The sequence below is a fragment of the Rhodococcus globerulus NBRC 14531 genome (genome assembly GCF_001894805.1).
GTDB classification, from domain to species: domain Bacteria; phylum Actinomycetota; class Actinomycetes; order Mycobacteriales; family Mycobacteriaceae; genus Rhodococcus_F; species Rhodococcus_F globerula.
This window is the reverse complement of the sequence record NZ_BCWX01000001.1, coordinates 453734-469159: the sequence shown is the minus strand read 5'-3', so window position 1 is coordinate 469159 and position 15426 is coordinate 453734. Positions and strand designations below refer to the sequence as shown.

The 15426-nt window shown below is 53.6% G+C and carries 11 protein-coding genes; 2 read left to right on the top strand and 9 right to left on the bottom strand.

Going from position 1 to position 15426, the window contains the following annotated elements:
- Positions 1-120: 120 nt before the first annotated feature.
- Positions 121-1971: a DUF4012 domain-containing protein gene (locus RG2_RS02060; RefSeq protein ID WP_033235725.1), complete on the top strand. Its 1851-nt coding sequence runs from the start codon at positions 121-123 to the stop codon at positions 1969-1971.
- 79 nt (positions 1972-2050) lie between these two features.
- Here the strand turns inward: RG2_RS02060 and RG2_RS02055 are convergent, their stop codons facing one another.
- Complete coding sequence (locus RG2_RS02055) at positions 2051-2653, bottom strand: dTDP-4-dehydrorhamnose 3,5-epimerase family protein (RefSeq protein ID WP_033235726.1); 603 nt, start codon at positions 2651-2653, stop codon at positions 2051-2053.
- A 1-nt stretch (position 2654) separates the two neighbouring features.
- Positions 2655-3527 carry a glucose-1-phosphate thymidylyltransferase RfbA gene (rfbA, locus tag RG2_RS02050; protein ID WP_033235727.1) on the bottom strand — a complete coding sequence of 291 codons (873 nt, stop codon included), beginning with the start codon at positions 3525-3527 and terminating at the stop codon, positions 2655-2657.
- A gap of 118 nt (positions 3528-3645) precedes the next feature.
- Between rfbA and rfbB the strand changes: the two genes are divergently transcribed.
- Positions 3646-4650, top strand: coding sequence for a dTDP-glucose 4,6-dehydratase (rfbB, locus tag RG2_RS02045; protein ID WP_033235728.1), 1005 nt, complete (start codon positions 3646-3648; stop codon positions 4648-4650).
- 1695 nt (positions 4651-6345) lie between these two features.
- On the opposite strand, the gene RG2_RS31225 is transcribed toward rfbB, so the two are convergent.
- The 7 genes from RG2_RS31225 to RG2_RS02005 form a co-directional block, all read right to left on the bottom strand.
- A complete protein-coding gene (locus RG2_RS31225) occupies positions 6346-7410 on the bottom strand; it encodes a nitroreductase family protein (RefSeq protein ID WP_165826251.1) in 1065 nt (354 codons plus the stop codon).
- A 167-nt stretch (positions 7411-7577) separates the two neighbouring features.
- The gene (locus RG2_RS02030) at positions 7578-8723 is read right to left on the bottom strand and encodes a polysaccharide pyruvyl transferase family protein (RefSeq protein ID WP_033235730.1); all 1146 of its coding nucleotides are present in this window, start codon (positions 8721-8723) and stop codon (positions 7578-7580) included.
- Entirely contained in the window at positions 8720-9676 is a 957-nt protein-coding gene (locus RG2_RS02025) for a glycosyltransferase family 2 protein (RefSeq protein WP_072782275.1), read from the bottom strand. The genes RG2_RS02030 and RG2_RS02025 overlap by 4 nt, the downstream gene beginning before the upstream one ends.
- Positions 9673-10512, bottom strand: coding sequence for a glycosyltransferase family A protein (locus RG2_RS02020; RefSeq protein WP_165826249.1), 840 nt, complete (start codon positions 10510-10512; stop codon positions 9673-9675). Before RG2_RS02020 ends, RG2_RS02025 begins: the two co-directional genes overlap by 4 nt.
- 24 nt (positions 10513-10536) lie before the next feature.
- Positions 10537-11256 (bottom strand): WecB/TagA/CpsF family glycosyltransferase, encoded by a 720-nt coding sequence (locus RG2_RS32665; RefSeq protein WP_371851302.1) that lies wholly within the window; start codon positions 11254-11256, stop codon positions 10537-10539.
- Between the two features lie 182 nt (positions 11257-11438).
- Entirely contained in the window at positions 11439-12758 is a 1320-nt protein-coding gene (locus RG2_RS02010) for a UDP-glucose dehydrogenase family protein (protein WP_033235732.1), read from the bottom strand.
- A 105-nt stretch (positions 12759-12863) separates the two neighbouring features.
- Positions 12864-14351 carry a sugar transferase gene (locus RG2_RS02005; RefSeq protein WP_033235840.1) on the bottom strand — a complete coding sequence of 496 codons (1488 nt, stop codon included), beginning with the start codon at positions 14349-14351 and terminating at the stop codon, positions 12864-12866.
- Between the last annotated feature and the right edge of the window lie 1075 nt (positions 14352-15426).

Below are 15426 nucleotides of genomic sequence, written 5' to 3'. Positions count from 1 at the left end.
CGCACAACAAGAACGGCCAGGCTGAAGTTTACGGTGCAACGCCCCCTCCCACCACTTCAGGGTCAATTCTGGCACACCGCGGTAACCTCTGACGACCCCGAAAGTCAGGAGTAATTCGCAATGTCCAGCACCACATCGGGACCAAGGTCCGATGACGAATCCGAAGCTATAGATTCCACATCAACATCTACTACTCGGATTCGACGCCGAAGCCGCATCAAGACGTCAAATCGACGACGCAACATCATTGCCGGATCGAGCGCATTTGTGCTGGTAGTCGTCGCTTTTGGAGCCTGGATGGGCTACTCCGCCATCACAACAAAGGGTAATCTCGAATCGGCTCGAGATCACGCGCAGTCCACCAAGACGGCACTCCTCGCTGGCGACACGGAGGCCGCCGAGCAGTCTGCAGCAGATGCCGACAAATATGCGAGTTTGGCATATTCGGAGACGCAATCCCTCCCCTGGAGCATCGCGTCAGCAATCCCAGTCGTCGGCAGCCCGTTCGAGACCACCAAACAAATGACAGATGTGGTCCATGGATTGACCAACGACGTCCTCTTGCCTGCGGTCAATGCTGGAACCGCGCTTGCTCCTGGTGAATTGATTCAGTCAGGGGGCCAGATTGCGCTCGAACCATTGCGGCAAGCTACACCCGTTCTCGAACAGACAGCAGCCTCCGCGGCCGAGTTGTCGACCCGAGCGGCGGCCGTCCCGGAAGCCAACTTCATAGGCGCAGTTAACGATGCGCGCACCTCGTTAGTGGATCAAACTACTGAGCTGACTAACCTTCTGGAGAACACGGCGCTCGCGGCACGGCTCGCACCGACGATGCTCGGAGCCGACGGACCACGCAATTACTTCATCGGATTCCAGACAAACGCCGAGGCACGCGGTACAGGCGGACTGCTGGGCGGCTACGGAATTGTCCGAGTCAACGACGGGGCCGCGCGAGTCGACACATTAGGTCGCAACTCCGAATTGGGAGTGGACAACAGTCCAATAGACCTAGGTCCTGACTTTGCCAACCTGTACGGAATGAGCCGTCCTACCACCGATTTCCGCAACAGCAACCTCAGTTCACACTTCCCCTACGCTGCGCAAATCTGGCAATCGCTGTGGAAGCAGGAGTCAAACGGCGAGATGGTTGACGGAGCTATCGCAATCGATCCAATTGCGTTGAGCTACATACTCAAAGTTGTGGGGCCGGTCACAATGCCCGACGGCGAAAAAGTTACTGCCGACAACGTTGTGGAACTCACCGAATCAACGGCGTACATACGTTTCGCAGATGACAACAACGCACGCAAGGAGTACCTGCAGACTATTGCCGCACTTGTGGTGGACAAGATGACCGGCAATATCAGCTCTCCCAGTGCACTTCTCGACGCTTTGGGCCGCGGTGTCTCCGAGGGCCGCATCGCAGTGTGGAGCTCACATCCCGATGAGCAGGAACTACTTGCCACAACACCGTTGGGACATACCGTGCCCACCGACGAGGCGCCTTTTGCGGGTGTGGTGATCAACAACCAGGCCGGCAACAAGCTCGACTACTACCTGACGCGCTCGATCACCTATTCCGCTGACAGCTGCGAGGGCGACACCCGGAGTTCGAAGGTGACCGTCAGCCTCACCAATAATACTCCGGCAGGTGATCTTCCGGACTACGTGGACGGCATCGTAGCGAACCCCCGAAACCTCCCTCAGGGCACCAACATGGCTGCTATTTCACTGCTTGCAACCCAAGGAGCGAAATTGGAAAACGTTGCAGTGGGCGGAAAGATCGCCTTCTCCGCGACAGGACAGGAACTTGGTCACCCTGTTTTCATGACTTTAGCCGAGATTCCGAAGGGCCAAACGGTGGATATTGTTTTCAACCTCAAGGAACCCACTGCGGCCGGCGCGGCACGAGTTCCCGTGCAGCCGTTGGTCGATGACCCGACCATCACAATCGACGTACCTACTTGCTAGATCAATAGATTGACGGGCCGCACAACCAACATGAGCTGGCGGCCCGTCAATCAGCCGATCAGTACGTGTCCGATGAAATCTAGACTCGCGCGACTTCGTCGTCGAATTTCGGCAGGTACCCCGCAGCGAGTGCGTCGGCGAGCGACGGAGCGGCTTTGTCCTTATCCGAGAGTTGGTAGGTCAGTACGCTGCCATCGCGGGCGTGAGTGGGCCAATCGATTGCCAACTCAGCATCGAGCGGATTGAGATCCCGATCGAGCGACGGCGTGTATTCGATCGAGCACAGGTACATCACGGTCGAGTTGTCTTCGAGCGACAGGATTGCGTGCCCCAGCCCTTCGCTCAGATACACCGCACGGCGGTCGATGTCATCGATCAGCACGCTGTCCCACTGGCCGAATGTCGGGGATCCAACACGTAAGTCGACGATGACGTCGAGAAACGCGCCCTTCGTGCAGGTGACGTATTTTGCTTGCCCGGGCGGTGTATCAGTGAAATGAATGCCTCGTAGTACCCCAGCAGCGGAGACCGAGCAGTTCGCCTGCTGCAAGTCCAACGGACGGCCGGTCGTCTCCTGAAACGCGGAGGACTTGAACCATTCGAAGAAGACGCCGCGGTCATCTCCGAATTGACGGGGGGTGTACTCCCACGCGCCAGCAATCTTCAGTTCGCGAAAACCCATGCTATTCACTGTTCCCATCGAGGAGATCGAGAAGGTACTTGCCGTATCCGGACTTGATTAGCTTCTCAGCTCGTTCGCGGAGCTCATCATCACTGATGAAACCGCGGCGCCAAGAAACTTCTTCAGGCGCACCAATTTTCAGACCCTGACGTTGCTCGATGGTGCGCACGTAGTTAGAGGCGTCGAGCAACGAATCAAAGGTGCCGGTATCGAGCCAGGCGGTACCACGGGGCAAGACCTCGACTTGAAGCCGGCCGGCATCGAGGTAATGGCGGTTGACGTCGGTGATCTCGTACTCGCCGCGCTCCGACGGTCTGAGGTCTCGAGCAATGGAAATGACATCGTTGTCGTAGAAGTACATCCCGGGGACCGCGAAGTTCGATTTCGGCACCTTCGGCTTCTCTTCGAGCGAGATCGCCTTGCCCGCAGAATCGAATTCGATGACACCGTATGCGGAAGGATCCGATACCTGGTACGCAAAGACAGCTCCGCCGACGATGTCATCAAATCGGTTCAACTGCGAGCCCAGCCCCGGACCGTAGAAAATGTTGTCGCCCAGGACAAGTGCTGCACTATCGCTACCGATGTGGTCGGCCCCCAAAACAAACGCCTGCGCGAGTCCGTTCGGTTCTTGCTGGACGCTGTAGGTGAGGTTGATGCCAAACTGGGAGCCATCACCGAGCAGTCGCTGGAACTGATCCGAATCATGCGGCGTCGTAATCACCAGGATATCGTGGATTCCCGCCAAGATCAGAGTCGACAGCGGATAGTAGATCATGGGCTTGTCGTAGACCGGCACGAGCTGCTTGCTGATGCCCATCGTGATCGGATGTAGCCGGGAACCAGTTCCGCCCGCTAATATTATTCCGCGCATAATGGCTAATACTCTCATATAACAGCGAAACCTCGCGAGTCGACTAATCGCGAGAACAAAATTGACCAAGCAGTTTGCAACTCGGCAGAATACGGACTTTCCGGTAGAGTCACGAGTTATGAAACTGCTCGTAACCGGGGGTGCCGGGTTTATCGGCGCGAATTTTGTCCTTTCAACTGTGGACGAACGTCCCGACGTTGAAGTTACGGTACTGGACGCCCTCACTTATGCGGGTAATCGCGCATCCTTGGATTCCGTTGCGGACAAGATCGAATTCGTCCACGGCGACGTCGCCGATGCGGCCCTCGTTGACAAACTCGTAAGCGAGTCCGATCTTGTTGTCCACTTTGCTGCGGAATCACATAACGACAACAGCCTGAGCAACCCATGGCCGTTCGTCCATACCAACGTCATCGGCACAACAACACTGCTGCAGGCGGTTCGTGAACACGACGTGCGCTACCACCATATCTCCACCGACGAAGTGTATGGCGACCTCGAACTTGATGATCCCGCGCGGTTTACGGAGTCGACTCCGTACAACCCGTCAAGCCCCTATTCCTCAACCAAGGCATCAAGCGATTTGCTGGTTCGGGCATGGGCCCGGTCATTCGGAGTGCGGGCAACGATCTCAAACTGTTCCAACAATTACGGGCCGTATCAGCATGTAGAGAAATTCATTCCTCGGCAGATCACCAACATACTCAGCGGTCAGCGCCCCAAGCTGTATGGCGCCGGTCAGAACGTACGCGACTGGATTCATGTCGATGACCACAATCACGCGGTCTGGACCATCATTGAGAAGGGCGCTTTAGGCGAGACGTACCTGATAGGTGCGGACGGCGAGAAGAATAACCGAGAGGTCCTTGAGGCCATCCTCGAAGAGACCGGACAGTCTTCCGATGCGTTTGACTTTGTAACGGATCGCCCGGGGCACGACCTGCGATATGCAATCGACTCGACCAAGCTGCGCACCGAATTGGGGTGGACACCGCAATACGTTGACTTTCGGAGCGGTTTGAAAGCAACCGTCGACTGGTACAGCGATAACGAGCAATGGTGGCGTCCACAAAAGGATGCAACGGAACGCAACTACGCTCGCATCGAATCGATCGTGCCGTAACCATGAAATCTCCGGCATACTTCTGTGGCACCAGAGGCCCCGACAACACCCACAATCGAATTCGACTGAGACTGAAAACACCAAGAGCTTCACGTAGGACATCTGTCTGTCACGGTCGCACGCTTCGATAACCGAAGCACATTCGATCTTCCTTACAAACTTCGAAGATAACGGTGCTGTACTACAATTGTATTCAGACCGCTCACGACGGCCCAACTCCAGGTAGCGTTGTCAGCCTTCTACCATTTTAACAGTTTCCTAGGTATGTATAACATCGAAGTGTGGGAGTGCCGCAGTCCCGTCGCCGCCATGTGAAGCTAGAATTTTGTAGTTGAATACATTTGGATATTCGTTATGCCAATATAGCGATTGCTGAATAGGTCAGATTTCCATGCCCCTCTAACAGACTCGAATCTCTGACACTAATGCCGGTTCAAATAGTCTAATATGCTGCAGATTAATTTCACACAGTCGACAACTCTGAGTGCTTGTGCAGGTAACGTCGCAATATCAACAGCTGGTAGAGCGACACAGCTATCTGACTCATAAGTACCGCATAAGCCGCGCCAACCCCACCTCCAATGAGAATAAACGGTACGATCGTCACTAGGATTGTGACCGTACCTAGCGCTGCGCTAGCCGTCACATACCTTTCAAGCCCTAATGGGACCAAGCATGCAACCCCGACCGTTAGAGAGATAATATTCATTCCGAATGCGAGAGAAAATGGAATAATATACATGACTCCCACTGAGAGACTGTTGCCCCCTAGCACTGAAGACAATATAGGCAAAGCGATACCGAAACCCAACGACCCCAGAAGCGATGTCGCCAATACCGCCCAAGTCGCTCGCCGAATTCTCGGTACCAACGACGTATCGCCGCCAGCCGGTGTCCACCCCTGTATTACCTGTGAAATCGGCCGATACGCTGATAACGCTTGCTGCTTCACCTTGTCAGCAAGCGCGTACACCGGAATAGCGGACGGAACCATGTGTTGCAAAACCAGCATCGGCGCCTGCAAATAGGCCGTCGAGAGCACAGCGGTCCCCACACCATGACGTTGGTCCTTCAAGATATCCAAAATCCTACGAGGCGGCCCGGGATCTACCCGTCTGCGACCATAACGCCGGAAGATATCGACGCTGGAAACAGCGACTGCAATAAGCGAACCTCCTAGAACCAATGCAGTGTAGTACACGATGCTCAGACCAATTGAGATCGCGAAAGTCGCTGCAATTATCGAACCGACCCGGGGCAATGTGTCAAATAAGAAAAGCCCCAGTGGGTTCGACTCGCCAACATAGAACCAACCAGCTCCAACGTTAATTACCAAGTATGAGCATGCCATTAAACAAGTCGCCGTAACGGACGCCGTACCAAGAAGAAATGATACCGCGATAACCAAGACAGACGCGGGTACCAGAAATATTAGACGAACACGAAGGCTCTCTAGATAGAAGAAACCACGTCCGGATTTTCTCCTCGCCACATGTGTAGGTCCAGACTGCCAGTAGCCGAACATGGTTAGAATTCCGACTAGTGCTCCTAAACTCTGTCCCACTGCGACTGAGGACCAACCACTCTGCCCAGTGTGAGACATAATGAATGGAATTGTCGCCAAACTAACAAGCCCACTTAATACGACCGAGGACCCGAAGCCTCCAATTCGTCGCAGAACTCCTAGTGCAGATTTCACCGATTCGTGATCACTTCGTCATTTTTTCTGACAGAAAACATATCTTTTCCGCCATCATAAATCAATGCTTGCGCAACTGGCACCCTGCTGGATGCAGCAACTACGTATTCTTCTCGGAGCTTACCGAAACCAATAAGCATGACAATAGCGTCTTCTTGTGGAATTCCGGCAGCGAGCCTCATTTCTTGATCCTTTGAAGGCTTTTTGCTCCAGTTAAGGCAGACTGACCCAATTCCCTGCGCATGCAGTCCAAGTATGAAGCTCATCGCAAATAGACCACCGTCGACCCATGCCTGATTCCGTTGACCGGCGTTCCAATACGCACGAAGATTGGTTGTAACAATCGCCAATCCCTTTATCTCAGACGCGAACCCGTTTGCGCCCCCCTGAACGTCTAATAGCCTTCGAATCGTGTCTTCGTCGGTAAAAGCATATATTTTGCCGAATTGCCGGTTACAAACCGCCGGTGATTTCAGAGCAGCCATGGTTGCAACGACAATTTCAGATTCCAAGATTGGTTCATCTGAGTATTGCCTGACTGAACTACGGCTCGTAAAGAAATCGAGATCGACGCCGTTTGTGGCAGCGTATACAATATCCCGATCAACAGACTTGATGCCAGCATCGTGATCCGGCATTCTTACAATCTCAAGCGCCCGTGATATACGGCTGTATTCAGGAATTGAATCGGGGAGCACACCAACTTTAGCGTTAAAGTTCACGTATTCATCAAGAACCCCAGCCACCACATCTAGAAATTCATCCCGTCCATACAGATCCAAATATATATCGACATAATCTAAAAGACCGCGCAATGGAGCAGCACCGAATGCCGGCCTCGGAGAGGGTAATGAGAGTCCCTTCTCAATACTATGATACCGCTCCGTTATCGCAGCTTGAAGATTGACCTTGTGATGTTCAGCGCCGCGAGAGGAAGAGAATTGATAATAACGCTTTAGGTCATAAAGATAGGCTGGCGCGAGGTCGAGTGCAGCGCGAGCTACCCGAGCCAAGACTACAACTTGTTCTGGCAAACGCGCCCGGATGACGGAGCGCGCCATTGCATATCTGCTAGACATTATGCCTCGAAACGTAATGTGATCCAGAATGGAGTAAATTGACGTTGTGTGACGGATCGCTTCTCCCGATTGATACCACCGGCCGAACCGATTCTGGCCTACGATTCAATATCGCAAACCCCCGTCCCTCGTGAGACCGACCGCCCAAATCAATTGGAAACATCGCTCTTCCAATTGACCACAGCCGAAAGTTTGCGTGAGTAGTCTCCGAGGCTGCTGACGGCTTTCGCTCGAATGGAGTCAATTAGATCCGCCTCTGGATTCGCAGTCAGGCTGTCAATCATACTTACGGTTTCTGCCGCGGGTGCAGTCGATGTAGACAGGTCGATGACGTATCTCCAACCTAGATCACCGAGCAACGGGGCAAACTTCCGGGAGTAAGCCCATGGTATCGCCGGAGTGCCGACAGAAAGTGCATTGAGACATGCGTGCATGCGTGCACCAATGACGACTTCTGCTGCAGACATAAATGAGCGCATCTCGGTCAAGTCCGACGCTATTAGGGTGTCGACACCATTGACCCCGGAATCAGTAAGCAGCTCTGTGAGCTCCTTAGATGCATCGACGTCGTCGTTTCCACTTTTGCTCGCGATAACATGTGGGAGCAAATCCACGCGACGACCGGACTTGGTCAGCCTAGTTATTGCCTCAATTGTCTCGGTCCGGTATCGCGAAGAGTTTCCGTGATCATCTGAGAACCAGAGAAGTCCAGAAACATTGAAAAGAATATCATAGGTTTTCGCCCTCGCGACATGCTCAGATGGAAGCGCAAAGACGACATCAGTCGCAGTTGCATCCGCCGACCGACCAAGAGTCTGTACATACTCGGCACTTGCAGTATCTCGAACAGTAACCAGTCTTGCGATCTTCAAGGAACGTCGAGCGAAGAATCGTCCGATCTTGGTATTAAATGGTCCAATTGTTTGAGGCGCCAGAACTAAGGGAATATTGTTCTTCTTTATAACCTGATGAGCGTAGGCAATGAAGAATAGTCTCTTAAGACCATAAATGTCGGCGAAGCTGTCCCCGGCACCCGTGTCCACTATTAGATCATATTTACGAATTTTCTCCGTGATGGGCCCGGAACGTCGAAATATATTTCGAATAATAGATTTCGTCCCAAAAGAGGTATCTGAATCTCCTGGGCCGAAGTCCTGAAAGTCTACCGTTGCGTCACTTGAGAATGCGTCTTTAATTAACCCCGCATTCCCATGTGACAGGACGCGCAATCCAAAGTTAGCGGCACGCGTATCTGCCCAAAGAACCAGTACGTTTAGTTTCCGTTCATCACTCATCGATTCACACTTTCAGTAGCGCCTCGCGCGTCGGAGCTTGTATATGTGAGATCGCGAAGGATGGGCGCAGTTAACGATCCAGGATTTCGAAGGCCGCTCCGCTTCCATCTTGCGGCGGCTATTCTTCTTGAAGACCACGGCACTTTTTTTCCGATAACGACTCGAATAGAGTCAAATATCAATTCATCGAAAATATAGAGCGCTACTCCGAAACGCCCAAAACGGCGACTGGCGACTCGAATAGACCCATCGGACTTGGCTATAGATACAAGTTCCGATACAGAGGTTCCGCTAACACCGCCGGCGTGCCGAATTCGAACGGACTTCACGAAATGAATATCAATTCCGCGTTTACGTACTCGCCGAGTAAGGTCCCGATCTTCAGCGTAGAGAAAGAATTCTGGGTCGAATGGAGATTTGAGCTCACGAGCTAGTTGCAGCGGCATTCCAACGAACGCACCTGAGATCTTTGCATATCTGGGAAGTAAGTCGCTTGATCGATCTCGAAGCAAGTGATGCTGACAAAGATATGCACTGATCATACGACCTGGTGTAAATGTCCAGTTCTCGTAGGTTTGGTAGTCAAAATCCCCAGCCGAAGTCTCAATAACTGGCACGGTAATACCTGCCCGAGTCGTTGACTCACAAATGAATGCTTCAACCTGCTCGGTGTTGACGTCGCAGTCGGGGTTCAAGAATATTAAATAATCTTCTGTAGCAATATCAACTGCCATCTTGATACCACCAGCAAATCCAACATTGCCGTGCCCGGATATTACGGTAACCCCGGGCTCAGCGCAGATCTGAGATTCGTCGTTTACGACGATATACGTAGTGGACGCGAGTCCCACAGCTGACGCCGAGCTCAGAAGCTTCCTGCAAAGTCGCGCTAGATCCTCAGTTGAGTTTCTATAGGCAACAATGATGTATCCAATTGACCCTGGAGGCTTCATGGTTTCACCCCATATGTGGATTTTAGCCATTTACGCGGAGACGCGATTGCATTTTTCAGTTTTCCACGCTGTTCTAGTGCATGCGCGCGCCTGAGATGCTCAGAATAGGGACTTGCGGAAGCTTTTAAGTAGCCTGCAATCATCGCAAATGATCCTACAAAATAGGGTTTGCGAAACGCATAACGGGTTGCATGCAAGACGAAATATGGTGTCCAGTACCCGGTCCATTTACAGACCTGACCATTCCGTCGTCGCCCGTGAACTAGACCCTGACTTGCTCCAATAGGGCGACGTACGCGGAACGGAAGGTCCTTTCGTACAATAACTTTAAGGCCAGCATCTTTGATTGCAATTTCGTCCATGACATCGAACCCGACTACACGCGGAACTGAATCCAGAGATCGATACCCCGCGGCGGAGTACATCTTGACTGGACCTGGGACATGTATTGTTTGCTCTCGATCGGCCTTTTCAATGAGCACTCCACCGACCAATGCAATTTCTGGTGAATCAGCGAACGTTTCCAGCACTTTCTGCAGATAATCACTCGGCAATTCCACGTCTGCATCAAGTTTCATTATGTACGACAAGTCAGGGTAGAGACTTAAAGCATGGTCGACTCCGTACTGCCAGGCTGTGAAAGCCGATCCGCCGATTAGCCCACCGGCGTTGTCACGCGTAAGCACAATTGTATTGACGTCAGTTGGAACCGACGAAAGAGATCCCCGACTGTCGTCAGAACTCCCGTCATCAACGACAATCCACGCAATTGGCTTGACGGTAGATCTCGTCAACTGTTGCGCGAGGACTGCAATATTGGCAGCCTCATTGTGCATCGGTGTGACAATTACACAGTCCATTTAGCGAGACCTCACATTATTTATCATTAGCGGTACTAGAGACCGCGCGTCATTGACATAGCGGGGCAATAGGCGTTGACGTTCTTGCAATATACGGTGCAACCATTCAATTTTGGCTTTCTGCATCCAGCTGGGGGCCCTCTTCATGACTCCTGCACTGAAATTGATGGCCATCCCTAAACAGAGAATGTAGCCTTGCCCTGGTCCGGAAGCGAGTGCCGTAGCAAACTGCTCCTGTTTTGGCGCTCCTAAACCCAGGACCACGACTCCATCGGTACCTGCCGCGGCCACTCGCGCTTGGAGAGCGTTTCTCGACTGCTCATTCGCTAACTCTGACGGCGGAGCAGGCTCCGATACGACTGCCCACCCCGCCAATTTCGCACGACGTTCGACTACCTTTACCGCCATCTCGTCTCGACCACCGACCAAGACCAGCGGTTTGCCCTTCCCATCAGCCGACAGAAGCAATTCAAGCAAGTCAGACCCAGCGACACGACCTACCCGGCACCCCTTCACCCTGGAGAGCACCCAAGCTACCGGCCACCCGTCGGGGAGGACTATACCGGCATTCGAGTAGATCGATGCTAACTCCGGATCCTTTTCGATTAGGTTAATGTGATGGAGATTGGGCGTGACGACCGTCTGCCATTTTGTCGGTGTGGCACGGGTTAAAATGCTAATAATCTCGGCTATTGTGCGCGTATCAAATGATATCGACACGCTACCGACCTTCAGGTTCGTCAATATCTGACGATCGTCGCCCGTGTTGTCTGATGATCCAATCAAAATCTCCGGAGCGACGTCATCTGTACTTGCTGCAGCCTTTGTGGTGTTGGCGCGGATTTCAAGATCGTCGTCTGAATGTCCCACAAGCGTTCGACTCTCCGTCGAATCTATCTCTGTCACGGCCGACCCAACCCGCGGTACGACCAGCCTGCTGAACGCCACTGTTCGGGACTCAGGCAGTTTCTTCCATCGATCAACTTCTTCTGTCGCACAACGGAATCCAACGCGCGTGGTTTGAGATCTTTGAATTCCTTCCATTCGGTGAGCACAAGAACCACGTCCGCACCCTCACACGCTTCCAAAGCAGATGTGCTGTACGTCAGCGTTGGAAACAGTGCGCGCGAATTTTCCATAGCTTTGGGGTCATAAACGTTCACAGCGGCACCCTGAAGCTGGATCTGGCCAGCAACGTTCAGTGCGGGTGAATCGCGTACATCATCAGAATCTGGCTTGAAGGCTGCACCAAGCACTGCCACTCTCGCGCCCAATAAGGAGCCGCATGCCTCCCGCGCTAGTTCCACCATGCGCGTTCGACGACGCATATTGATGTTGTCGACCTCTCGCAAGAACGTGAGTGCTTGGTCAGCGCCGAGCTCACCGGCGCGTGCCATAAACGCGCGGATGTCTTTGGGCAGACATCCACCGCCGAACCCAATGCCTGCATTGAGGAATTTTCGCCCAATGCGCTCGTCGTGGCCGATCGCATCAGCCAGCACCGTCACATCGGCACCCGCTGCTTCACAAACCTCCGCGATTGCATTGATGAACGAGATCTTGGTAGCTAGGAACGCGTTGGCGGAAGCCTTGACCAGCTCAGCCGTTGCCAAATCGGTCACAACAAACGGGATCTTCTCATCAAGCAATTCTGCATACACTTCACGTGCGATTTCCTCGGCTCGCCCCGGCCGAGCGCGATCCACGCCTAGGACCAGACGATCCGGATGCAAAGTGTCCTTGACGGCGTATCCCTCCCTGAGGAACTCCGGATTCCATGCGACCTCAACACCATCGCCGGCAGGCGCCAACTCACGCGCAGTTGCACCAAGTCGTGCAGCGGTGCCTACGGGTACCGTTGACTTGCCGAATATGACTGCGGGCTTAGTCAGCAATGGTGCCAACGTTTCAATCACCGCATCTACATACTTCATGTCGGCGGCGTACTCACCCTTCTTCTGAGGCGTGCCGACACCAAGAAAGTGAACCTCGGCAAACTCAGCGGCCTCTGCGTAGGACGATGTGAAGCGCAGACGTCCAGCCGCGATATTTCGCTGCAGGATCTCCTCAAGCCCTGGCTCCCAGAACGGGACCTCACCGGCCTCAAGCTTCTGCAACTTCGACTCATCGACATCGACTCCGAGCACCTCATGCCCCAGCTCAGCCATGCACGCCGCGTGCGTGGCCCCAAGATAGCCCGTACCGAAGACTGTGATTCGCATGCTCTCGCATTTCCTTTACGTTCAGCCGACATGTGTGGCAATAGTTTCTAAAGATCGGTTTCCGCTGCATCGACACATACGATTTCGCCCGGGTTAGACGTCAGATCAGTACGCGCCGTCGCTGGCCACTACAGCCTTCAATGTCTTCGCGACGATCAAAATATCGCCCATCATTGACCAGTTGTCGACGTAGGAAAGATCAAGTCGCACAGTGTCTTCCCACGAGAGATCGGAGCGCCCACTTACCTGCCACAGTCCGGTAATTCCGGGCTTGACCAGAAGCCGTCGGCTCACCGTACCGTCATAGGCCTCCACCTCGCGCCGCAGCGGAGGTCGCGGTCCAACAACACTCATCTCACGACGCAGAACGTTCAGGAATTGCGGCAGCTCGTCGATCGAGAATTTGCGCATAACACGCCCCACCGACGTGACCCGAGGGTCGTCACGCATCTTGAACAGAACGCCGGCACCCTCGTTGTTCTTCATCAGCGCGTCAACTTGCTTGTCTGCATTCTGGACCATCGAACGGAACTTCAGCATCGGGAACGGTTTGCCGTCCAAGCCCATTCGCTCCGACTTGTACAAGACCGGGCCTGGGCTGGTCATCTTCACGGCCACCGCGGCAGCGAGCAGCACAGGGCTGATGAGGATCAAAATCATTGTGGCAAAGACGATGTCGAAGGATGTCTTCGCGAACTTCTGCGCGCTGTGATATCGCGGGCGTTCCACGTGGATCAACGGAAGACCTGCGACGGGCCGCATCGAAAGCCTGGGTCCCGAAACATCCAGGATGCCCGGCGAGACAACAAGATCTACCCGCTTGCACTCGAGATCCCATGCGAGCTTGCGCATTCCGTCCAAGCCCAGATGCTCGGTCGCGGTGACGGCGACGGTATCTGCACCCACCACATCAAGGGCACGGGTGACGTCGTGTTCATCACCCAAGACCGGGATGCGTCGCCCTCCGACCGTGATCACATCGTTCATGTCGCTGTTGTGGCCCGGTGTGCAAACACCCACCACTCTGAATCCGTCAGCTGATCCGCGTTCGAAGTTCTCTGCCAGATTAATAACGGCATGACGATTTCCCACAACGAGTACCGAGGTTCTAAATTCACCTCGTGCACGGCGACGGGCGATGAGTCGGCGCCAGAACCAGCGGTTAGCCATCAAAGTGATCATGCCGACGGGGAAAGCAAATGCCAGATAGAGGCGGGCGATGTCGATCTGAAGAAGCAGGCTGCCTATCGCGATCAAGCCGAAGAGTCGTACCGTGCTGACAAAGATTCGCCGATACTCTTCCGGTCCGCTCCCGATCACTCGAATCGACCTAGTCCGGAAGATGCTGAGCGTTGCAATCCACGCGACGATCAATACGAGTGAGACGGCGGTGTAGCTGTAGTTTCCAACGCCGCTGGTACTCACCCCACCTGACTCCGCGCCAAAACGGAACCACTGAGCAAGAAATACCGCTGCGACAATAATTGCCGCGTCACTGACGGCCAACCGCCGAACGTAAGCCGCTTGCCACCGATGTCGCGAAGACACCTCCGAATGAGCGTCAGGCGTCACCGGTTGAACTTCCGGCACCACACGAGAACTCGTGGGAGACCCTTCGCTTTCGTTGAGCGCTGTCACCTTGTCAGCTCTCCTTCCTGGTCAGGAAATTTCCGAATCAACTACTCATCTGAAAGTGCTCGAAACAATCCGAAATTGCCTGACCACCAGACCCGACTTGAGCAAGTGTCCCGCACATCCGTTTCACACTGATTGATCGCGATCTGCGGCTGTCCGTTACGTACCATGCGGGATCTATTTCACCACCACCTGGCAGATGGATCAAATTTCCGAACGGCGCAGGTTGACAGCGGTGATCGGCACCAATCACCCACTTCACCCCAAATGACAGACCGTCAACGATTTTTTTCGGTTGTCAAGTCAATCGGTTGATCGGTCGAGACAATTTCAAACCAGACGGCAAATATTTAGCAAATGCCGGATCTCGCCCTCTTTGTCATTGCGGCAACAGTGCGCCGATCAGTTGCCAGCCGCACAAACAGGGGAGATACATGCAGATCAAGGCCTTTTCCGTCAAGTCAACTGTAATTGCGACTGCACGATCGGGATACAGACCAAATCACCCGAGAAGATTGCGACCTTTGTCCTGTTTCGATTCTCGGCCATTCTCATGCGATAACGACGGCTACCTGGAAGCGAATGAACCGATGATACAAAGTTCAAACTGGACAATCCCGAAGATTACTGCTGGACGATTGTCCATTTACGGTCTATATTATCTTGCTCACACTGTCGGCGGAATCTCACAATGTGAAATGGTGACGTATTCAAGTACAAGCCTCACATGATCACCGGCGGATGCGCCTTTCGTCCACCAAGCCGAGAACCAGACAAATTGCCATTATCCGATACGTGAGGTTTGTGATACCTCGAGATTCACCAACCCGGAAATTGCCTACCATTGCCAGCCCCAGACTGCACCTCTCAAGTCAACAATGCTGACCGAAAGTAACCATCTTTCGGGACTTACGTCCCTATAGGTGCATGCAATCAATCAGGGCGAATACACATCCGAGATATACATTCCGCTGTCGAGCTTGGACGCGGACTACAGCGCGTACAAACCTGATGTGAGGCAACAACCGGCCGG

Bases quoted from the DNA above. Each gene is read 5' to 3' on its own strand.
- RG2_RS02055 (WP_033235726.1), bottom strand. From the start codon at position 2,653: ATGGGTTTTCGCGAACTGAAGATTGCTGGCGCGTGGGAGTACACCCCC.
- RG2_RS02025 (WP_072782275.1), bottom strand. From the start codon at position 9,676: ATGAAGCCTCCAGGGTCAATTGGATACATCATTGTTGCCTATAGAAAC.
- RG2_RS02030 (WP_033235730.1), bottom strand. From the start codon at position 8,723: ATGAGTGATGAACGGAAACTAAACGTACTGGTTCTTTGGGCAGATACG.
- RG2_RS31225 (WP_165826251.1), bottom strand. From the start codon at position 7,410: ATGGCGCGCTCCGTCATCCGGGCGCGTTTGCCAGAACAAGTTGTAGTC.
- rfbB (WP_033235728.1), top strand. From the start codon at position 3,646: ATGAAACTGCTCGTAACCGGGGGTGCCGGGTTTATCGGCGCGAATTTT.
- rfbA (WP_033235727.1), bottom strand. From the start codon at position 3,527: ATGCGCGGAATAATATTAGCGGGCGGAACTGGTTCCCGGCTACATCCG.
- RG2_RS02010 (WP_033235732.1), bottom strand. From the start codon at position 12,758: ATGCGAATCACAGTCTTCGGTACGGGCTATCTTGGGGCCACGCACGCG.
- RG2_RS02020 (WP_165826249.1), bottom strand. From the start codon at position 10,512: ATGCACAATGAGGCTGCCAATATTGCAGTCCTCGCGCAACAGTTGACG.
- RG2_RS02060 (WP_033235725.1), top strand. From the start codon at position 121: ATGTCCAGCACCACATCGGGACCAAGGTCCGATGACGAATCCGAAGCT.